This is a genomic window from Erythrobacter longus, assembly GCF_000715015.1.
In the GTDB taxonomy this organism is placed as follows: domain Bacteria; phylum Pseudomonadota; class Alphaproteobacteria; order Sphingomonadales; family Sphingomonadaceae; genus Erythrobacter; species Erythrobacter longus.
This window is the reverse complement of the sequence record NZ_JMIW01000003.1, coordinates 410,389-429,437: the sequence shown is the minus strand read 5'-3', so window position 1 is coordinate 429,437 and position 19,049 is coordinate 410,389. Positions and strand designations below refer to the sequence as shown.

The 19,049-nt window shown below is 57.4% G+C and carries 19 protein-coding genes; 11 read left to right on the top strand and 8 right to left on the bottom strand.

Features of this window, described 5'->3' with window-relative positions; genetic code table 11:
- Positions 1-19 precede the first annotated feature (19 nt).
- The 4 genes from EH31_RS09160 to EH31_RS09145 form a co-directional block, all read right to left on the bottom strand.
- Positions 20-889 (bottom strand): hypothetical protein, encoded by an 870-nt coding sequence (locus EH31_RS09160; protein ID WP_051699100.1) that lies wholly within the window; start codon positions 887-889, stop codon positions 20-22.
- Positions 873-1,271 carry a hypothetical protein gene (locus EH31_RS16905; protein WP_206742020.1) on the bottom strand — a complete coding sequence of 133 codons (399 nt, stop codon included), beginning with the start codon at positions 1,269-1,271 and terminating at the stop codon, positions 873-875. The genes EH31_RS09160 and EH31_RS16905 overlap by 17 nt, the downstream gene beginning before the upstream one ends.
- 120 nt (positions 1,272-1,391) lie before the next feature.
- Positions 1,392-2,402, bottom strand: coding sequence for a cysteine synthase A (locus tag EH31_RS09150; protein WP_034959841.1), 1,011 nt, complete (start codon positions 2,400-2,402; stop codon positions 1,392-1,394).
- Positions 2,403-2,490: 88 nt separating this feature from the next.
- Complete coding sequence (locus EH31_RS09145) at positions 2,491-2,805, bottom strand: 2Fe-2S iron-sulfur cluster-binding protein (protein ID WP_034959840.1); 315 nt, start codon at positions 2,803-2,805, stop codon at positions 2,491-2,493.
- Positions 2,806-2,914: 109 nt separating this feature from the next.
- Between EH31_RS09145 and EH31_RS09140 the strand changes: the two genes are divergently transcribed.
- The 3 genes from EH31_RS09140 (at position 2,915) to EH31_RS09130 (ending at position 6,682) form a co-directional block, all read left to right on the top strand.
- Positions 2,915-3,532 carry a DNA-3-methyladenine glycosylase family protein gene (locus EH31_RS09140; protein WP_034959839.1) on the top strand — a complete coding sequence of 206 codons (618 nt, stop codon included), beginning with the start codon at positions 2,915-2,917 and terminating at the stop codon, positions 3,530-3,532.
- Between the two features lie 126 nt (positions 3,533-3,658).
- Positions 3,659-5,776, top strand: coding sequence for an alpha/beta fold hydrolase (locus EH31_RS09135; RefSeq protein WP_081853322.1), 2,118 nt, complete (start codon positions 3,659-3,661; stop codon positions 5,774-5,776).
- Between the two features lie 84 nt (positions 5,777-5,860).
- Positions 5,861-6,682 carry an SDR family oxidoreductase gene (locus EH31_RS09130; protein ID WP_034959838.1) on the top strand — a complete coding sequence of 274 codons (822 nt, stop codon included), beginning with the start codon at positions 5,861-5,863 and terminating at the stop codon, positions 6,680-6,682.
- Positions 6,683-6,944: 262 nt separating this feature from the next.
- Here the strand turns inward: EH31_RS09130 and EH31_RS09125 are convergent, their stop codons facing one another.
- Complete coding sequence (locus tag EH31_RS09125) at positions 6,945-7,268, bottom strand: 4a-hydroxytetrahydrobiopterin dehydratase (protein WP_241765881.1); 324 nt, start codon at positions 7,266-7,268, stop codon at positions 6,945-6,947.
- Positions 7,269-7,352: 84 nt separating this feature from the next.
- Between EH31_RS09125 and ccmA the strand changes: the two genes are divergently transcribed.
- Genes ccmA through EH31_RS09110 form a run of 3 tightly spaced genes read left to right on the top strand, consistent with a single transcriptional unit; the run spans position 7,353 to position 9,272 of the window.
- Positions 7,353-7,946 carry a heme ABC exporter ATP-binding protein CcmA gene (gene ccmA / locus EH31_RS09120; RefSeq protein WP_338390477.1) on the top strand — a complete coding sequence of 198 codons (594 nt, stop codon included), beginning with the start codon at positions 7,353-7,355 and terminating at the stop codon, positions 7,944-7,946.
- Positions 7,943-8,593, top strand: coding sequence for a heme exporter protein CcmB (locus EH31_RS09115; RefSeq protein WP_034959837.1), 651 nt, complete (start codon positions 7,943-7,945; stop codon positions 8,591-8,593). The genes ccmA and EH31_RS09115 overlap by 4 nt, the downstream gene beginning before the upstream one ends.
- A gap of 16 nt (positions 8,594-8,609) precedes the next feature.
- A complete protein-coding gene (locus EH31_RS09110) occupies positions 8,610-9,272 on the top strand; it encodes a hypothetical protein (protein WP_034959835.1) in 663 nt (220 codons plus the stop codon).
- A gap of 13 nt (positions 9,273-9,285) precedes the next feature.
- On the opposite strand, the gene map is transcribed toward EH31_RS09110, so the two are convergent.
- A complete protein-coding gene (map, locus tag EH31_RS09105; RefSeq protein WP_034959834.1) occupies positions 9,286-10,113 on the bottom strand; it encodes a type I methionyl aminopeptidase in 828 nt (275 codons plus the stop codon).
- A 95-nt stretch (positions 10,114-10,208) separates the two neighbouring features.
- Here map and EH31_RS09100 point away from each other — a divergent pair, with 95 nt between their 5' ends.
- The 5 genes from EH31_RS09100 to glnA all read left to right on the top strand — a co-directional run bounded on the left by EH31_RS09100 (position 10,209) and on the right by glnA (position 15,059).
- Positions 10,209-11,594: a leucyl aminopeptidase family protein gene (locus tag EH31_RS09100; protein ID WP_034959832.1), complete on the top strand. Its 1,386-nt coding sequence runs from the start codon at positions 10,209-10,211 to the stop codon at positions 11,592-11,594.
- 81 nt (positions 11,595-11,675) lie between these two features.
- Entirely contained in the window at positions 11,676-12,032 is a 357-nt protein-coding gene (locus EH31_RS09095) for a hypothetical protein (protein WP_034959831.1), read from the top strand.
- Positions 12,029-12,985, top strand: coding sequence for an N-acetyl-gamma-glutamyl-phosphate reductase (argC, locus tag EH31_RS09090; RefSeq protein WP_034959830.1), 957 nt, complete (start codon positions 12,029-12,031; stop codon positions 12,983-12,985). Before EH31_RS09095 ends, argC begins: the two co-directional genes overlap by 4 nt.
- Positions 12,986-13,229: 244 nt before the next feature.
- A complete protein-coding gene (locus EH31_RS09085) occupies positions 13,230-13,568 on the top strand; it encodes a P-II family nitrogen regulator (protein WP_034960145.1) in 339 nt (112 codons plus the stop codon).
- 81 nt (positions 13,569-13,649) lie between these two features.
- A complete protein-coding gene (gene glnA / locus EH31_RS09080; protein ID WP_034959829.1) occupies positions 13,650-15,059 on the top strand; it encodes a type I glutamate--ammonia ligase in 1,410 nt (469 codons plus the stop codon).
- Between the two features lie 67 nt (positions 15,060-15,126).
- On the opposite strand, the gene EH31_RS16900 is transcribed toward glnA, so the two are convergent.
- Both EH31_RS16900 and EH31_RS09070 read right to left on the bottom strand, forming a co-directional pair.
- The gene (locus EH31_RS16900; RefSeq protein ID WP_161782138.1) at positions 15,127-17,022 is read right to left on the bottom strand and encodes a putative bifunctional diguanylate cyclase/phosphodiesterase; all 1,896 of its coding nucleotides are present in this window, start codon (positions 17,020-17,022) and stop codon (positions 15,127-15,129) included.
- Positions 17,023-17,239: 217 nt separating this feature from the next.
- A complete protein-coding gene (locus EH31_RS09070) occupies positions 17,240-19,042 on the bottom strand; it encodes a vanadium-dependent haloperoxidase (RefSeq protein ID WP_034960143.1) in 1,803 nt (600 codons plus the stop codon).
- Between the last annotated feature and the right edge of the window lie 7 nt (positions 19,043-19,049).

Here is a 19,049-nt window from a genome sequence, read left to right as displayed (position 1 = left end):
TCCCCAAGGGTAGCCAAGGTCACTTGGTTTCGAAAGCAAAACCAACAAGTGCCTGTATAACCGGGGTTTGTGCGGTGCTTTTGTGGGGCTCACCGCCGTGTTGATGGGTGTTATCGTTTGCGCGATGCGGGTCGCCCATATCCTTGAACGCCTCTGCATCGGCCAGAACGGTCAACCGCCCTTCGCCCAGCTGGCACCGGGCCATAACGCCCCCACCCACAAGCTCGCAATCGGCACCTGTTCCCGCGATTTCCCGAAGCTCACCCGACAGCGCCATCGGAATATCAATCCCGCGAAGATCAAATGCTCCCACGCGGCGCTCCTGCGTTTCATCAAAGCGCAGCTCAAGGCCCCAGCGCGCCAGAACCGGCGGGATAAGCGCCGCTTCGACCGGACGCCGCGGATCGCCAAGGGGCAAAGGGTAATGTCCATCCAATAACGGATCGAGCACGAGCAACAGCTGCCCCCCCGCCCGCACCCATTTATCAAGCGCGACATTATCGGCAGGGGTCAGAACGCGCGGCTGTATCACAGCAAGGTAATCAAGCTTGGCAAGCGGGTCTGTCTCAGCATCATCCGCCGTCATCCCCGCGATTGGAGACAGCGTATCGAGCAGCACCAATTCGTGCGTCGCCTCAAACGCGCCGCGCTGCGATGGCACACCTGCCTCACCCGAAGCGAGCGCGCCAAAATCGGCATCAATCGGCCAATACAGCGGCAGGCTTGTCATCAATCCCAATTGCGGTTTTGGCCCTCGGCTGGTGGTGCCTGCGGCGCCACTTGCAGCGTCAGTTTCGGAAGCGATTTCTGCATCGCTTGATGGTGCGCCGCATCCGCACAGCAACGCTGCGCCCAGAAACGCGATTACGGCGTTAGTTTTTAGGCGCATTGCTGGCAGGCGGCGATCCATTGCCGCGTGGGCCCACATCCTCAACCGGTTGGCCCTCTCCTTGCTGACCGGCTGCTCCCGATGCGCCCGGCGTGGCCGATGCGCCAGGTGTCGGTTCTGCCGGAATATCAGGCACGATGCCCGCGCTGGCCAGCGGGTCGCGTTGTTGCGACGTTTCGGCTGGTTCGGTTGTGGGCGCGGCGTCTGGCACGGCGCTTTCCTGAGTGCGATCGGCCTGATTGCCGATAATGGTCGCAAGGCCGATCAAAAGCACCATCGAGACAAGGCCGAAAAGGCCGATTTGCAAACGCTGTGTGGCTTCGGCCTTTGTGCCGCCCAAGGGCGCGCCGTCCAGAGGCGCGTCATCTTTTGCAGCATCCATTTGATCTTGGAGTTTTCCAGTGTTCATGGCGCCATAGTTAGCGCCCAATCCCTCTCGTGTCGATTGCGTTGCCTCACAGCCCTTTGCGCCATGCGGTCACCCCGCCTGCGTTTGAGCGTCCTATTCCTCAAGCCAATCGAACACAGGCAGACCCTTTTCAGCCAACCATTTGGCATTATAAAGCGTTGAAAGATAGCGGAAACCTGTGTCACAAAGGATGGTCGCCACTTGCGGATTTTCGTGGCCGTCTGCGACCAATTGCTTGCCCAGCTCAATCGCGCCCGCAACATTGATCCCGCTCGAAAGGCCAAGGCACAATCCTTCTTCGCGAAGGAGTTGTTTGACCCACTCCATGCCGGTTTCATCGGAAATGCGGAACTGGGTATCAATCGGCGCGCCTTCGAGGTTGGCGGTGATGCGCCCCTGTCCGATGCCTTCGGCCACAGACGACCCTTCGGATTTAAGCTCTCCGGTGGCGAAATAGCTGTAGAGCGCTGCGCCATGCGGATCGGTTAAAGCGATGCGGATATCGGGGTTCTTTTCCTTCAATCCCATGCCAACACCGGCAATCGTGCCGCCGGTTCCTGCTGCGCAGGTAAAGCCGGAGATTTTGCCGTTCGTTTGCTCCCACAATTCGGGCGCAGTGCCTTCGATATGCGCGCGGCGGTTAGCGACATTGTCGAACTGCCCCGCCCAGATCGCGCCATCTGTTTCTTCGGCCATGCGGCGCGAGACGTGCTGGAAGTGGTTTTGATCGGCGTATTTGGTTGGCGGCACCAGAACCAGCTGTGCACCCAATGCCCGCAGCGTGTCCATTTTCTCTTTGGACTGGTTGTCGGGCATGACGATGATCGTCTTGTAGCCCAGCGCATTCGCGACCAGAGCAATGCCGATGCCGGTGTTACCAGCCGTGCCTTCGATGACAGTGCCGCCCGGTTTCAATTCGCCGCGCGCCTCTGCATCGCGGATCATGTAAAGCGCCGCGCGGTCCTTTACGCTGGAGCCGGGGTTGGCAAATTCGCACTTGCCCCAAATGTCGCAGCCAGCCGCCTTGCTCGCCCCTTGAAGGCGCACAAGCGGGGTATTGCCAATGAGGGCGAGCGTGTCGCCAAAAGGTTTGGTGATGTTCATGGCTCTCGAAATAGAGGGGCGCGGTGCCCCCTGCAATCAACATAAACCTTCAAGCGCTTCAATTCGTCTACGCTATCAGTCTGCGCTATCAGTCTTCTGGTGCGATGGTGATCTTCATCCCATCAAGCACAGGAGCAAGCGCGATCTGGCAGGAGAGGCGCGAGGTTTCCTTGCGGTGATCGGACGATTCCAGCAGGTCATCTTCGTCTTCGCTCATCGCAGGAATTTCAGCAGGAGCCTCGTCGACATAAACGTGACAGGTCGCGCATGAGCAGCAACCACCGCACAGCGCGAGCAATTCGTCAAAGCCATTGTCACGAACCGCTTCCATTACGGTCAGGCCATCTTCCACTTCGATTTCGCTGGTTTCGCCGTCGCGGTTGGTGACGATAAGCTTTGGCATAGTGCGTTGGTCCTTGTGACAACATTGAGCGCAAGAATGCGCGCTTGGGTTTTCTTGGCGCTCAGCTAGATACTTCCGGTGCCAAGTGCAAGATGGAAGGGAAACCCGAGTGGGTCTGAGCGAGACAATACTGAAAGCGGAACTGGATGCGTTGGCGGCCAAAGATGCGCGCGTTGGCGAAGAGCTTGCCCGCATCGGCTATCCTGAACCACGCGTTCGGGCAACCGGTTACAAGACGATGCTGCGCACCATTGTGGGCCAGCAGGTGTCGGTTGCAGCCGCCACATCCATGTGGGGCAAGCTGGAGGCGGAACTGGGCGAGGATTTCACAACCTCTTGCCTGTTGAAGCGCGATTTCGACACGCTGCGCGCCTGCGGTCTATCGCGCCAGAAACAGGGGTATGCGCGGTCATTGTGCGAGCTGGTCGAGGCAGGCGTGGTCGATTTCGATGCCCTGCCCGATGGCGACGAAGAGGCGATTGCCGAGCTCACCCAGATCAAGGGCATTGGCCGGTGGTCAGCGGAGATTTACCTGATGTTCGCAGAAGGCCGCACTGACATCTGGCCCGCCGGTGACCTCGCCGTGCAAGAGGGGGTGAAGCGTCTGTTGGACCTGGGCGAGCGCCCCAAGGAGAAAGAGTGCCGCCAGCTTGGCGATCCATGGTCCCCGCACCGGTCCAGCATGGCGCTGTTCACCTGGCACTTTTACGCCAATCCGGCGCTTTAGGCAGCCGACAAACCGCCCATCGCTTCCGACAAAGCGCACTTGCGCCGCCTGCACCCATGTGTAGCTTCGTTGCATTCAATTACGGGACAACTTGCCTTAAACTTGAAACTTAAAGGAGGGCCTACAATGTCTGCACTCTCTCAATCCGCGCTTACAAAAACGACAAAGCTGCTTGCCACCACTGCTGCGGCTGCGCTTTTGACACTACCGGCGCTTACAACGGCTGGGACCACCGCCAGCGCGCCAGCTGCTGATAACCACGCTGCACATAATGGACACCATATGACAACGACCGCTGAAAATGCTCCTCTGATCCCGCGTGATGCGCTGTTTGGGAACCCCACGCGCGCTGCGGGTCAAATCAGCCCCGATGGCAAGATGCTCAGCTGGCTTGCGCCCAAAGACGGCGTGCTCAACATCTGGGTGACGACACGCGACAAGCCGAATGAAGGCAAAGTCATCACCACCTCAACCGACCGCCCGATCCGCCAGTATTTCTGGGCGCCCGACGGCAAGAGCATCATGTATGTTCAGGACAAGGGTGGGGATGAAAACTTCCTGCTTTATCAAATCGACCTCGATACGCTGGAAGAGAAAACCGTCACTCCGTTCGAGAACACCCGTATCCAGATCGTCGGCGCGTCTGAGACGATCAAGGACAAGGTCCTTCTTGGCGTCAACAACCGCAATCCGCAGTTCCACGACGTGCATATGCTCGACATCACCACTGGTGAGCTGACCCTTGTTTATGAAAACAACGGCTATGCCGGTTTTATGGCTGATGACACTCTGACGCTGCGCATGGCGATGCGTCAGAATGCCGAAGGCGGCACGGACTACTTCAATATCGAGAACAACGAAGTGTCGGCGGAGCCGTTTGAAACCACCGCGATGGAAGATTCGCTGACCACGGCGCCTGCGGGTTACACCACCGATGGGTCGATCCTTTATTGGCTCGACAGCCGGGGCCGCAACACTGCGGCCCTGTTTGCGCAGGACACCGCAACCGGCGAAAAGACGCTAATTGCGCAAGACGACAAAGCCGACCTTGGTGGCACCATCCGCGACCCGAAAACCGGCGTCGTCGAAGCCTATTCGGTCAACTATTTGCAAAACAAATGGACCGCGATTGACGAAGAGCTTGGCGCGGCCCTCAACTGGCTCGATGGAAAACTTGATGGCGATTTTGGCATCTCCAGCCGCACCGATGACGACCGCACATGGATCGTCTGGAACGACCCGCTGACCGCGCCGAGTGCGACCTATATCTATGACCGCGATGCTGAGACGCTCACCCCGTTCTACACCTCGCGGCCAGAGCTTGAGGGAATGCCGTTGCAACCCATGCACCCGCGTGAAATCACCAGCCGCGACGGGCTCACCCTGCCTTCTTACCTGACCTTGCCCGTTGGCAGCGACAGCGATGGCGATGGCACGCCTGACGAGGCGGTTCCGATGGTCCTGCTGGTCCACGGCGGCCCTTGGGCGCGCGACAGTTACGGGTTCAATTCGATCCACCAAATGCTCGCCAATCGCGGTTATGCGGTGCTTTCGGTGAACTTCCGTGGCTCAACCGGTTTTGGCAAAGATTTCCTCAACGCAGGCAACATGGAATGGGGCCTGAAAATGCACGATGACCTTATCGATGCGACCGATTGGGCGATCAATGAAGGTGTGGCATTGCCAGACAAGGTTGCGATCATGGGCGGCTCATACGGCGGCTATGCAACGCTGGCTGGCCTGACTTTCACACCGGACAAATTCGCCTGCGGTGTCGATATTGTTGGCCCGTCCAATCTGGAAACCCTGCTGGAAACCATCCCGCCCTATTGGGCGCCTTTGGTGAAGATGTTCCACACCCGTATGGGCGATCCGAACACCGAAGAAGGCCTGGCTCTGCTGAAAGCGGCAAGCCCGCTTTATAAGGCTGACCAGATCGTCAAGCCGCTGCTGATCGCGCAAGGCGCAAACGACCCGCGCGTGAAACAGGCGGAAAGCGACCAGATCGTAGGCGCGATGAAGGAAGCGGGCATCCCTGTGACCTATGTCTTGTATCCTGATGAGGGCCACGGTTTTGCCAAACCTTCCAACAATATCTCCTTCTTCGCAGTGGCCGAGAATTTCCTGTCGGAATGCATCGGCGGGCGTTCTGAACCACTTGGCGATGTGCTTGCCCCGTCGACGGCTGAAATCGTCGAAGGCGCAGAGCACGTGAAGGGTCTTGAGGACGCGCTGGGCGGATAATCACCCACTTCCAGTTGCGACATTGCTGACAAACAGATCGCCTCGGGGTAACCCTCGGGGCGATTTGTTTATGGAGAGAGGCAAATGACTTCGGGATCACAGGGTAAGCGCCACATTTTCATCACCGGCGGCGCGTCGGGCATTGGCCGCGCGGTCGCGGTGTACTTTGCTGTACGCGGGTGGTTCGTCACCGTGACCGACGTCAATATGGCGGGGCTTGAGGAAACGCTGGGCCTTATCGAAGGAGATGCCAAGCATTCTCACAAGCTCGACGTGCGCGACCGCGATGCGTGGGATGAGGCTCTGCAATCCGCAAGCGAGGCCGCAGGCGGGCGCATCGACGTCATGTTCAACAATGCCGGGATCGGCACAGGCGGTCCGTTGGCCGAGCTTGAAAAAGACGAGATCGACGCGTGCCTCGACATCAATCTGCGCGGGGTGCTTTACGGGGCGCAGGCCGCATACCCCCACCTCAAGGCGGCAGCGCCGGGCTCTGCCCTCGTCAACACCGCAAGCGCGGCTGGTATCACCGGCGGGTCTGGCATGAGCGTGTACTCCGCCACCAAATTTGCCGTGCGCGGGATTGCTGAAAGCCTCGATGCGGAATGGGCTGGTGATGGGATCAAGGTCTCCTCGATCTGCCCCAGCTTTATCGAAACGCCGCTTTTGGATGGCACAGGGCACCGCGGCGAGAATGAGCAAGTGCGCACACGCGTTCAAGAGGCGGGCCTTGAGATCACCCCGGTTGAAGAGGTTGCCAAAACCGTGTGGGACGCGGTCCACGGCGATGAGCTGCATTACCTTGTCGGGAAAACGGCAAAGAAGCTCAATTTCGCCAAACGATGGATGCCGGGCCGCGTGCGCAAGCAACAGCGCGGTGCAGGAGGCCTGCTTGGTGGAAATTAAGGGCGGCTAAGAGGGCGCTTTCCTACTTGGAAATGGCACGTCAAAATGACGGCTCGCTCTTTCAAAATTGCATCGCCCTGAAATCCGGTTTTCGGCGTCTCGCGTCAAAGTGTCTCATAGGCCTTTAGTCATAAGCGTATGAATTTTCAGGATTGTTGGAAAAATCTGTAGGACCCTATGAGACACAGGTGTCTCATAGGGTTAATTTTCGGGGGTTAATTTTCGGGGGGGGATTTCACAGCCCTTGATCCCCGGCAGGCGTTCAAACCAGCCGATCGATTGCGCGCGCCATTTTGGTATCGCGGATCGAAAGCCCGCCGCCATCTGACCCGGCATCATGGGTGGTCAGCGTAATCTCGACCTTGGCATACACGTTGAACCATTCGGGATGGTGGTCCTGTGTCTCGGCAATCAACGCCACCCGGCTCATAAAACCCCAGGCCTCGTTGAAATCGCCAAACTGGAACGTGCGGGTGATCGCTTTGCCTTCGCGGGCGAGTTCCCACTTGGGGTGATCTTCTAGAAGTTGCGCAACTTCGTCTTGGGTGAGTTCGGGGACGCTGGTCATCGCAGGGGGAACCTTCATGTAGAGTGTTGTGACTGGTGAAGCTTTTGCCTAACGCTTGACGCGATGCAAGCGCAACCGCCTAACCCCTCTTTGGCCCCTTCCTTGGCCGCCTCCAACCTCGCATGCCGGCGCGGCGACCGGTTGTTGTTTCGTAAACTGAGTTTCACCTTGGGAGAAGGCGACGCGCTGCATATCACCGGCGCGAATGGCACGGGCAAGACGACTTTGATGCGCGCCTTGGCTGGGTTCACCACGCCTTTTGCTGGCGAAGTGTCACGCGAAGGCGAGCTTGGCCTGCTGGATGAGCGCCCTGCCCTCGACCCCGATCTACCCTTGGGCAAGGCCTTGGGTTTCTGGAACGCGGTTGATGGCGGCGGCGACCCGTCGCAAGTCTATGGCAAGCTGGGCTTGAGCAATCTGTTGGAGGTGCCGGTGCGGTATCTTTCGACCGGGCAAAGGAAACGCGCAGGCCTCGCCGCATTGATGGGGCGCAGCGTTCCGATCTGGCTTCTGGATGAGCCATTGTCGGGGCTTGATACCGCAGCGATCGAGACGGTCACCCGGCTGATCGAGGGTCATGTGAAAGGCGGCGGGTTAGCGCTCATCGCCTCGCACCAGAGGTTGGAAATAGAGGGTCTGCAAACGCTGGAGCTCGGCGATTATGTACCAGCCCGCGCGGTGGAGGAGGAAGAATGATCGGGACGCTGTTGAAGCGCGATCTCGCCAAGTTCTTCCCCTTCGCGGGCGGCGGGGCAAGCCTGCCTGTGATGTTCTTCATCGCGGTTGCCATGCTCTACCCCTTTGCGGTGGGGCCGGACGTCAACATCCTGTCGCGCACCGGCGGCGGGGTGGTGTGGATTGCAGCATTGCTCGCTGCGATTCTACCGCTGGAAAAACTGGTGGCGAGCGACATCGAGCTGGGCTTCTTCGACCAGCTGCGGCTGCGCGGGCTGACAGAGGAAATGATGATGGCAGTGCGGCTGATCGCGCATTGGTTAAGCTTTGGCCCGCCGCTGATCCTTGCAACCTTTCCTACTGCGGCTCTGCTGGCTATCGACGGGCCGACTTTGCATTTGCTGCTGCTGGGCCTCCTCGCAGGGACACCGGGTCTGGCAGCGATTGGCCTTATGATAGCCGCTCTCACCGCAAGCCTTCGCGCAGGCGCTGCATTGTCGGGATTGCTGATGGTTCCGCTGGCCCTACCGATTCTGATCTTCGGCGCAGGCGCATTGGCAAGGCAGGATGGCGCAAGCTTGGGCTTTGTCGCGGCGATCAGTTTGGGACTGGTGGCGATGGCGCCGTTCGCGGCAGGCGCTGCGATTAAAGCCGCGCGGGAGGTTTGATCGTAGCTTTGCGACGATGAAAGCACCCGAAACCCACAGGCAGGCAAACCTCCTGCTCGCCCGCATCGCATTTGGCCTCGTGGCGTTCAGCCTTGTGGCTTTCGCGCTAAAGGCCGCCGCGCACACAGAGGTCCAGACGCGCTACACACCGCTTGTCATCATCCACGGCGTCTCGATGTTGGCATGGATGGGTTTGCTCGGGAGCCAGGCTTGGCTTGCTGCAAACGAGCGGTATTCGCTCCACCGGATGATGGGCAAGTCATCGCTTGGACTTGTCGCAGTGATGACCGTCACCGGCCTTACCTTAGCGGTGAACATTGGCGAGGAATTGGGGCGGATCGAAGTGACCATCGTCAACCTCGCGGCATTTGCGACTTTCCTACCGCTGTACCTTGCCGCTATCCGCTTTGCAGCGCGCAAGGAAATCGCGCGGCACCGCATGGCGATGCTCATCGGAACGCTCGCCTTTATGACGCCGGCCTACGCACGGGTGGTGCAAGTGTTAGAATTGCCGGACCCGCTGGCGATTGCAGTTCAGGTGCCGATAACGGTCGCGATCGCGCTTGGTTTTGACTGGAAGACGCAAGGGCGTTTCACCCGCTCAACGCTGGCCATGCTGGCCTTTTCCATCGCCATTGTCGTGGTGATGGTCGCAAGCCTTCTCCCTCTCATCCTGTGAGAGGCGGGTTGCTTCAATAAGGCGGCTTGTCGCGTCCGGTCGGGCTTTTGGTGAAGATCTCCGTGCCCTCTTCGGTGACCGCCAAGGAGTGTTCGAACTGAGCCGACAAGCTCTTGTCGCGGGTCACGGCGGTCCAGCCATCGTTGAGGACTTTCGCCCATGGTTTGCCAAGGTTGATCATCGGTTCGATGGTGAAGAACATGCCGGGTTTAAGCTCTGGTCCGGTGCCCGCTTTGGCCGCATGGACCACTTCGGGCGCGTCGTGGAACAGGCGACCCAGACCATGCCCGCAAAATTCGCGGACCACGCCGTAGCGGAACTGTTTGGCGTGGGCTTCAATCGCGGCACCAATATCGCCAAGCCGCGCGCCCGGCTTACCCGCCGCCTCGATGCCCAGCATCAGGCATTCATAGGTCACATCGACCAAACGCTTGGCCTTGATCGAAGGTTCGCCAGCGAAGAACATACGGGACGTATCGCCATGCCAACCATCCAGAAGCGGGGTCACATCGACGTTCAGAATATCGCCCTCTTTAAGCACTTTAGGCCCCGGAATACCGTGGCAAATCACATGGTTGATCGAGATACAGCACGAATGGGTATAACCGCGATAGCCGAGCGTAGCAGGCACAGCACCCGCATCCAAAGTCATCTCGCGCACACGGTCGTCAATGCTAGCCGTGGTAATGCCCGGCTCCACCATATCGGCAACCTCATCAAGGATGGTCGCAGCAAGGCGGCCAGCGGCACGCATGCCTTCAAAGCCTTCTTCGGTGTGCAGTTTGATAGTGCCGTCGCGGTAGACGGTGTCATTGCTTGTCACGAGTTGGTATTCAGTCATGCTGGTCCATATAGCGGCCTGCTCACAAGATTGCGAGCGCCTGATTACAGACAAAAGCGCGTGACAAGCTTGCCCCTTGCCAGCAATAGGAAAACATGACTGAAATTAATGACCTGATCCAGGCAGACCGTGGGCAAGATGCGGTTGCTATCCACCTGATTACCAAGGCTGGCTTTGAAGCTTTCGCCAAGGGGCTTAGCGCTGGCCAGCATGCAAGCCTGAAGGCGCAAAAGTTCGAAGGCGATGCTGGCAGTGTTGGCATTGTGCCGGATGGCGATGGCTTCTTTGCCGTTGGCGGGGTCGGTGATCCGGCAAATCTGGGAAGCTATTGTCTGGCGGCCCTTGCGACAAACCTGCCTGAGGGGACGTATCGTCTGGTGGACGCACAGCCTGATGACGCTGTGTTTGGCTGGCTCACCGCGCACTATCGCTTTACCCGGTATAAGGCAGAGGAAAACCCCGTTGGTCCGCGCATTTTGTTGACAGAGCAAGTGGGTCGAATGTCCGGCTATGTCGCCGAGGCTCAGGCTGAAATGCTGGTGCGCGATCTGGTGAACACGCCTGCTGAAGACATGGGACCTGCCGCGCTTGAGGCCGAGTTCAAGAAGCTTGCCAAAGAGCATGGCGCGGACCTTAAAGTAACGCGCGGCGACGAGCTTGAGCAAGGCTATCCCATGGTCCACGCCGTAGGGCGCGCTGCGGCTCGTAAGCATGACCCGCGTATTCTGCACCTCGAATGGGGAGCGAAAGACGCCCCGGTTCTGGCGATTGTAGGCAAAGGTGTGTGTTTTGATTCAGGCGGTCTTGATATCAAGCCGGCTGCTGGAATGCGGCTTATGAAAAAAGACATGGGCGGCGCAGCGCACGCGATTGCACTGGCGGGCCTTATCATGGGCGCAGGGCTCAAAGTGCGCCTGCATCTGCTGGTCCCAGCGGTGGAAAATGCGATTTCCGGTCCGGCTTTTCGCCCCGGCGATGTCCTGCCCAGCCGCAAGGGTTTGACGGTTGAGATCCACAACACCGATGCCGAAGGGCGATTGATCCTTGGCGATGCTTTGACCCGCGCAAGCGAAGAAAAGCCGGAGCTTATTATCGACTTTGCGACACTTACCGGCGCTGCTCGCGTGGCGCTTGGCCCGGATTATGCCGCGATGATGGCACGGCGCGATGAAACGGCCGATGCGCTGATCAAGGCAGGCCGCGCCAATGGGGATGAACCCTGGCGCCTGCCCCTGCCCGACGCCTACCGCGAATATCTCAATTCCGACATCGCAGACATCGTGAACGCGCATTCCAACCCCTATGCAGGCGCAAGCGTTGCGGGGCTCTTCCTTGACCGATTTGTCGAGGAAGGCATCGACTGGGTCCACTTTGACACCTTTGCATGGCGCCCTTTCCCCAAACCGGGCCGTTCCAAAGGCGGCACAGCCTATGGCCTGCGGGCCTCGTGGCACATGCTTAAAGAGCGATTTGGCAGCTAAACTTGCCGACACGCGTGAGTGTGTCTAAGCGCGAAACACGATCGGGCCCGGAACCGGGAGCCTCAAGGAAAGCAATTGCGAATGAGCGGTAAGACCCGCCAAGAACACGAGTATACAGTGCCAAGCGGTGATCTGGGCCTTAAGGGCCCGGTGAAAACGCCTGCGCCTGGTACACTCGCGCTTCGCGGTGATCTTGCGCATATTGCTTTGGCCGGCACGCATCTGGCCGCGCATTATGTCATCCCGCATATCTGGACTGTTGGTGAGGCGGGCGTCGATGTAATGCAAAACACCCGCGATGACAGCCCGATTGTGACCCGGTTTGAAGCGGGCACTTTGGTCGAGGTCATCGACGTCTCTGGCGACTGGATTTGGGGGTGCTTGGGTCCACAAGGTCCAAGCGGTTACATGAAAGCCGCAAAGCTGATTTCGCCATGACACACCGGATATTCATCGACGGAGCCGCCGGCACCACCGGCCTTGAAATCCGCGACCGGTTAAAGGATCGCGAGGAATTTGAGCTGATCGTCTTGGACGATGCGCAGCGCAAGGATGTATCGGCGCGCCAAGAGGCTTTGTATGAGGCGGATGTGGCAGTCTTGTGCCTGCCCGATGATGCAGCGCGCGAGGCGGTAAAGCTCGCGGAAGGGTCGAATACACGGATCATCGACGCGTCCAGCGCGCACCGTGTGGCGGATGGGTGGACCTATGGTTTTCCTGAGCTTATCGGGCATGACAAAATCGCAAACGCCAAGCTTGTGAGCAATCCCGGATGCTATCCAACGGGGTTTCTGGCGCTTGTTGCACCGCTTGTGCAGGCGGGCGAGCTACCAGAAATCTGGCCTTACACTGTAAATGCTGTGAGCGGATATTCTGGTGGTGGCAACGCGCTGATTGAGCGGTTCAAAGCCAATCCGGACATCGCATTCCGAACTTATGGGCTTTCGCTTGAGCATAAGCATCTGCGGGAGATGCAACGCTACGCTGGCCTCTCTAGTGCGCCACTATTCAGCCCAAGTGTCGTCCCAGCCTATCGAGGCATGCTGGTTGAAGTGCCGGTGCCATTCTCTGAGATGCTCCGGTTTAGCGAATTGAAAGATCGGGTCGAAGCGACCCACGCCTACGATTTATGGGTCGAGCTTGAGTGGTTTTTTAAGCGCAGCGATGTCGTTAAGGTGACCCCGTTCGCAGAGAAGCCAGCCGAACTTCTCCTTCGCGATTGCACTGATGCAAATGATGGCATGACTTTGACGGTGTGCGGTGACCAAGCTGGCACGCAAGCCCGCCTGATCGCCCGCCTCGATAACCTTGGCAAAGGCGCTTCTGGGGCTGCCATCCAGAACCTCAACATCATGTGCGGTTTAGAGGAAACCACAGGGCTTCGGCTCTGAACTAGGTTGCAACACGTAGCCCGTCTGCCCGTTTATTGGGCAGGTCCGCCCGCCCATTAGGCACAGCTGGCAAGTGTTGATAAATTGCTGCGTTTAACGTGCCCCTACGGAATGATCCTTGCGCAGAGCGCTCAATCAGCTACCCAAGTGTAACAATGCCTTGGCATGATTCTTGATAGACGTGAGGTCAAGAAAGAGCGCCTTGGCAACCACCGATCAAGGCGCAAACGGGAAAACACTTAACGTGAAAAAGATCGAAGCGATCATCAAACCCTTCAAATTGGACGAAGTGAAAGAAGCGCTCCACGAAATCGGCGTCTCTGGCATCACCGTCACCGAAGCGCGCGGATTTGGCCGTCAGAAGGGGCACACAGAGCTGTATCGCGGCGCTGAATATGTCGTCGACTTTCTGCCCAAGGTTAAGCTCGAAGTCGTCGTCACCGATGATCAGGCCGAACGCGTGGTCGAAGCGATTGCTGGCGCTGCGCAAACAGGCCGGATCGGCGATGGCAAGATTTTCGTCAGCGACATCGCAAGCGCACTGCGCATTCGCACAGGCGAGACAAACGACGACGCGATCTGATTACCACCTACACTACGCGCCAACACCCTAAGAGGTCAGGCGCACCTCTCGAACAATAACAAACAGCTGGAGTACACAATCATGGCGACCGCAAAAGACATCGTAAAGCGCATCAAAGACGAGGAGATCGAATGGGTCGATCTTCGCTTCACCGATCCCAAAGGCAAGTGGCAGCACCTTTCGATGTCTGCTGTCGTCATGGACGAAGATGCCCTTGAAGACGGCTTGATGTTTGATGGCTCTTCAATCGCAGGTTGGAAAGAAATCAACGAAAGCGACATGATCCTGAAGCCTGATCTCGACGCGGTTTACCCTGACCCGTTCAGCGCAACCCCGATGCTCAGCATCTTCTGCAACATTATCGAGCCCTCCGATGGTCAGCTTTACGGACGCGACCCGCGCTCAACCGCGACACGCGCCGAAGCGTATCTGCAGTCCACGGGGATTGGTGACACGATCTATGTCGGGCCAGAGCCAGAGTTCTTCATGTTCGACGATGTGCGTTTCGAAGATGGTTATGCAGGGTCTGGCTTTGCGATTGACGATATCGAGCTGCCAACGAACACCGGCAAAGAATACGAAATGGGCAATATGGGTCACCGCCCACGCGCAACCGGCGGTTACTTCCCCGTAGCGCCTGTCGATAGCGCCATGGACATCCGGGCCGAAATGGTTTCGACGATGCAGGAAATCGGCCTTTCCATGGACAAGCACCACCACGAAGTGGCCGCAGCGCAGCACGAGCTGGGCATCACCTACCAAACACTGACCAAGTCGGCTGACCACGTGCAAATCTACAAGTACGTGACCCAGCAAGTCGCACACGCATACGGCAAAACCGCGACCTTTATGCCAAAACCGATCAAGGGCGATAACGGTTCGGGCATGCACAGCCACATGTCGATCTGGAAAGACGGCAAGCCGACTTTTGCGGGCAATGAATATGCTGGGCTGTCTGAAAGCTGCCTTTACTACATCGGCGGCGTGATCAAGCACGCGAAGGCACTGAACGCTTTCACCAACCCGACCACCAACAGCTATAAGCGTCTGGTGCCGGGCTTTGAAGCGCCTGTACTGCTTGCATATTCGGCTCGCAACCGTTCGGCCTCCTGCCGCATTCCTTATGGTGCAGGCGAAAAAGCCAAACGCGTTGAGTTCCGCTTCCCGGATCCTCTTGCGAACCCGTACCTCGCATTCTCAGCTCTGCTTATGGCGGGCCTTGATGGGATCGAAAACAAGATCCACCCTGGCGATGCGATGGATAAAAACCTTTACGATCTGCCACCAGCAGAACTGTCACAGGTTCCAACTGTTTGCGGATCGCTTCGTGAAGCTCTCGAGGCGCTTAAAGCAGACCATGACTTCCTGCTTAAAGGCGAGGTCTTCTCGAAAGATCAGATCGAAGCGTATATTGAACTCAAGTGGGAAGAAGTGATGCGGATGGAAACGACGCCATGCCCAGTTGAGTATGATATGTATTACAGCTCGTAAGCAATACGGCGGCGCTTGGCGCTCAAGCATAAACAAAAGGGGCTGGCCGCATGGCTGGCCCCTTTTGCTATCCGGCCTCGCGCTTCTCGATCAAGGAACGCCCAACCGCCAGTGCATTGCGCAAATCCAGCGCGCTGATCGGTTCTGAAAAAAGGTACCCTTGAACCAGTTCAGCTCCGGCGCGCTTTGCCATCAATAGAGCAATTTCATCCTCAACCCCTTCAAGAAGGCAGTTGACGCCCAGCACGCGGGCCATCCCGACGAGCGAAGCGAGGACCTTCTCCGCCATAGGGTCGCTTGGGTCTTCGATGAAGGAGCGATCGACTTTCAATCGTGTGATCGGAAGCGAGCGAAGGTAGCTGAAGTTGGAATAGCCGGAGCCAAAGTCATCAAGCGCAATCGAATAGCCTGCATCCGCCAAACGCATCAGGTTGGCCGTAGCCTTCTGGAGATCGGCCATCATCGCGGTTTCGGTAACTTCAAATTCGATCAAAGAAGCGCAGATTTCGTGTCGCTCAATCAATTCGATGATCTGTTCAATCGCAGAATCAGACATAAGATCGTGCGCCGACAGGTTGATGGATATGGGGAGCTTGTTGCTCCACCCGCGCAGCTCATCCAAAGCCTTCTGGACAACCACAAGGGTGATATTTGTTACAAGACCGCTTTCCTCAGCAATCTTGATGAAACGGTCGGGCGGAATTGTCCCAACGGCCGGGCTGGTCCAACGGGCTAGCACCTCGGCACCGACCACCGCATTGTCGCCCAGTCGGACCTGAGGCTGAAACACGACCGAAATCTCGCCTGCAAGGTCTGCACCGCGCAGCGCCGTTTCAATTTCAAGGCGTATTTTGGCTTCGGCCTCATGCTCTTGGTCAAACAGCACAACCTGGTTCTTGCCCTGCTTCTTTGCGACCATCAAAGCATAATCGGCATTGCTGATTTGCGCATCTGAGGGGAGGGACGGATCGAACTGGACGCACCCGGCTGAGCATGAAACACGCACCTGGCGCCCTTCAATCACATAAGGCTGAGCCAGTTCGCGAAGGAGCTCGGTGCTACGATCGCGCAGATCATCCACATTCGCAACGCCGGTCACGATCATGTTAAACTCATCGCCGCCCATCCGGCTGACATGTGCGCCAGTCTTCGCAAAATCACGCAACCGGTCCGCAATTGCGATAAGCAGAAGGTCGCCCGCCTTGTGTCCGTGCACATCATTCACCGCTTTGAAGCCATCAAGATCGAGCAGCACCAGCCATGTGTCACCAGCGGTATTCGCGCCCGCTTCATCGCCCTCAGCCGCATTCACAACGCCTTTAAGCGCTGAAAAAAATGCGCGACGGTTTGGCAGCTTCGTCAAGCTGTCCGACAGTGATTTTTCGCGCATTTCGGAGCCTAAAGCCATCGCATCGGACAGTTCCACGCGCGCTTTTTCATTCGCATCAGATATCCGCGAGATTGCCTTTCGCAGGTAAAATGCGATTGCGAGCGAAGACATCGCCGCCCCGAAGGTCAGGTAGCCAAATGCGCTCAACGTTGCGGCATCAAGCCTGTCAACAAAAGAGAACATGGCCATGAGCGCGATCGCAATTGCCACCAGCGATTGCCGGAAAGTTGGGCTGGCCAATGCAAACAGCATGGATGAAATAATGAAATATGTAAGCTTTTCAGGGATGAAACCGATTTCAAGAGCGAGCCAAACGTTTCCAACCACAAGCAGGTTCATACCGAGCAATAAAGCTTCGGTCGTCGGTTCGTCCTGCGGCTGGCGCATTCGCCAAGCCCCAAAGATTGCAAAGCAGGTCGCCATAAATGTGGCTGATTGAAGCGTTAGGAAATCGCGACCGGCGTCCATGCTGAGCCAATTCAGCCCAAGCATGATCGTGTAATAGAGCGCATAGACCACAAAATAGCCGCGCAGGATCGGACGATAGATTTCCCCCAGCGACGACTGGGTCAAATCATTTGCGCCCCTAGATGCGGAATTTGCCTGCAAAAAGCCCATACTTCAGGGTTTTAAGGATGACCCCTTAACATCGGGTTTTCTTTTTCGCGGTTTTAGTAGGACGGGTTGAAGTATTTCGGCGCTGCGCCAAAAGACAAAGGGCCCCAACCGCATCGCTACAGTTGAGGCCCTTCGCTTTCTCGCCCATTTAAACGGGGCTTAATCACCTCGATCAGCGAGCACCGATGCGCTCTACCGGACCATCGAATGTAGGCACTGACATCACAAACGGATCGGTCGGATAGCCAATCGCTTGCTCTTCCAACATACCGATGGCGATTTCCTCACCCATGCGCACGCTGTCGAAATAGTCGGTGAAATAGTGAACACCGGCCATATTGCGCCCAATCGAAATGTTTGCGGCAAGCTTGTTGAGCTCCCCTTCAAGGGTAAGCGGACATTTGGCCTTCTTGGCCTCAATCTCTTTGCCATCGTTGATGGTCTCATACTGGATGAAATCGACCTTTTTCGCGCCTTCGAGCTGCTCGCTTGTATACCAACCGACCACGCCATCGCGCCGCGCAAGCATGGCGGAGGTGTCGAAGAACGCTTTGAGGATCGTCACACAAGCACCAGCAACCGTCGCATGGCCTGCACCATAAGCGGGATGCATCGGTGACCCTTCGGCAAAGGCCATTGGCAACAGGACAGTATCGGCTGCCTTACGCGGCGCAGGTATCGTCCGGTTGTGTTTGTTGATCGCCTTCAAAGTTGGCTTCAATTCCTCAACAGCCTGCGTGAGGCAACCACATACAGCCGGGTAAGCCTTCTCGATAGCTGTCGCCTTCTCCAGCCGCGCTGCAAACGCTTCGGGGCGCAGGCGAATATGCGTGTTGAACTTCTGGAACCGGACCGCCTTCAACGCACGGGTCGCGATTTCAGTCACCAGCGTCAAAATGTGCGGACCTCCGTAGAGAGCAAAGCCACCGGAATTGGTCGGCATCGTATCGCCATTGGCGGCGTTTGTGAGCACATTGAAACCTGACGCTCCAGAAAGATTATCGAACGCCGGGTCAAATGGAGCACCACTCGAAAGCAGGATCAGACACGCATTGAGATATGCCTGATAGAGCGCATCAAAGTGCACATATGTCGCCAGATCCCGGGGTGTATGGATGAAGCGATAGTTTTGACCTGCAAGGTTTTGCCCACCTTGTGAGCCGTTGGCCGCATTGACATTAAAGCCTTGCTGCACCTCCAGATAATCGCCGAAATCGACCATATAGTCATCTTTTTCAGGCGCGGCTGGAACGCGTTGATCGATCAATTGCGCGCCGTACAGGATCTTGCCTTGATCCACATCGAATGTGCCTGTGCGATCACGATTTCCTATCAACAAGAATTGCGAAACATAAGGTCCCTCGACAACGCCAGGCGAAGCTCCGCGGAATACGGTTTGCCGGTCGAGTTTACCGTTGGCATCGGTCATGCGGGGCCGCCCTGGAAAGCCTTCTTTGGCATAGGGCAAATCATTCAACCGCTTGATCGAATCGGTGAGTGACGGGCTTGGCCCTTTATTGTCGAATTGAGGGAATGGCACATCGCGTAGCAGCGCCAGTTCATAAACTTCCGCCATTTCAAAGTTCAGCTCATCGCTGCACAATGCCGGAGCCGGTGCCATAGTCACCGCCTGAGCATCTGGGCCTTCGAGATCGAAAACCAGCCCCGCTGTGGGCGCTTCCCACTGACGGCGCCCAAGCTTCTTGTTTGTGGGAACGGGCACGCGGGTGGTGAAGTCTTCGATCACCCCATTGTCAATGGCCCGTCGCAGAGCCTCGAAGTGGTTCTTGTCTTTGATGAGCCCTGTGGCGGGATCATGATCGAGCCCCTTGGTAAAGCTCATCAGATACTTGGACGAGGCATACTTCTGCTCATCGCCATTGGCTTTGTGATCAGGATGATCGCGGTTGAACGCAAGATCTGCGGCATCTACTCTGAAACGCCGGGATTCAATTCGTCTATCATTATTTGGCATCGGGTCC

Bases quoted from the DNA above. Each gene is read 5' to 3' on its own strand.
- EH31_RS09125 (WP_241765881.1), bottom strand. From the start codon at position 7,268: ATGAAGGTTCCCCCTGCGATGACCAGCGTCCCCGAACTCACCCAAGAC.
- EH31_RS09135 (WP_081853322.1), top strand. From the start codon at position 3,659: ATGTCTGCACTCTCTCAATCCGCGCTTACAAAAACGACAAAGCTGCTT.
- EH31_RS09130 (WP_034959838.1), top strand. From the start codon at position 5,861: ATGACTTCGGGATCACAGGGTAAGCGCCACATTTTCATCACCGGCGGC.
- glnA (WP_034959829.1), top strand. From the start codon at position 13,650: ATGGCGACCGCAAAAGACATCGTAAAGCGCATCAAAGACGAGGAGATC.
- EH31_RS09095 (WP_034959831.1), top strand. From the start codon at position 11,676: ATGAGCGGTAAGACCCGCCAAGAACACGAGTATACAGTGCCAAGCGGT.
- map (WP_034959834.1), bottom strand. From the start codon at position 10,113: ATGACTGAATACCAACTCGTGACAAGCAATGACACCGTCTACCGCGAC.
- EH31_RS09100 (WP_034959832.1), top strand. From the start codon at position 10,209: ATGACTGAAATTAATGACCTGATCCAGGCAGACCGTGGGCAAGATGCG.
- EH31_RS09145 (WP_034959840.1), bottom strand. From the start codon at position 2,805: ATGCCAAAGCTTATCGTCACCAACCGCGACGGCGAAACCAGCGAAATC.
- argC (WP_034959830.1), top strand. From the start codon at position 12,029: ATGACACACCGGATATTCATCGACGGAGCCGCCGGCACCACCGGCCTT.
- EH31_RS09160 (WP_051699100.1), bottom strand. From the start codon at position 889: ATGCGCCTAAAAACTAACGCCGTAATCGCGTTTCTGGGCGCAGCGTTG.
- EH31_RS16905 (WP_206742020.1), bottom strand. From the start codon at position 1,271: ATGGATGCTGCAAAAGATGACGCGCCTCTGGACGGCGCGCCCTTGGGC.
- EH31_RS09150 (WP_034959841.1), bottom strand. From the start codon at position 2,402: ATGAACATCACCAAACCTTTTGGCGACACGCTCGCCCTCATTGGCAAT.
- EH31_RS09110 (WP_034959835.1), top strand. From the start codon at position 8,610: ATGAAAGCACCCGAAACCCACAGGCAGGCAAACCTCCTGCTCGCCCGC.
- EH31_RS09070 (WP_034960143.1), bottom strand. From the start codon at position 19,042: ATGCCAAATAATGATAGACGAATTGAATCCCGGCGTTTCAGAGTAGAT.
- EH31_RS09115 (WP_034959837.1), top strand. From the start codon at position 7,943: ATGATCGGGACGCTGTTGAAGCGCGATCTCGCCAAGTTCTTCCCCTTC.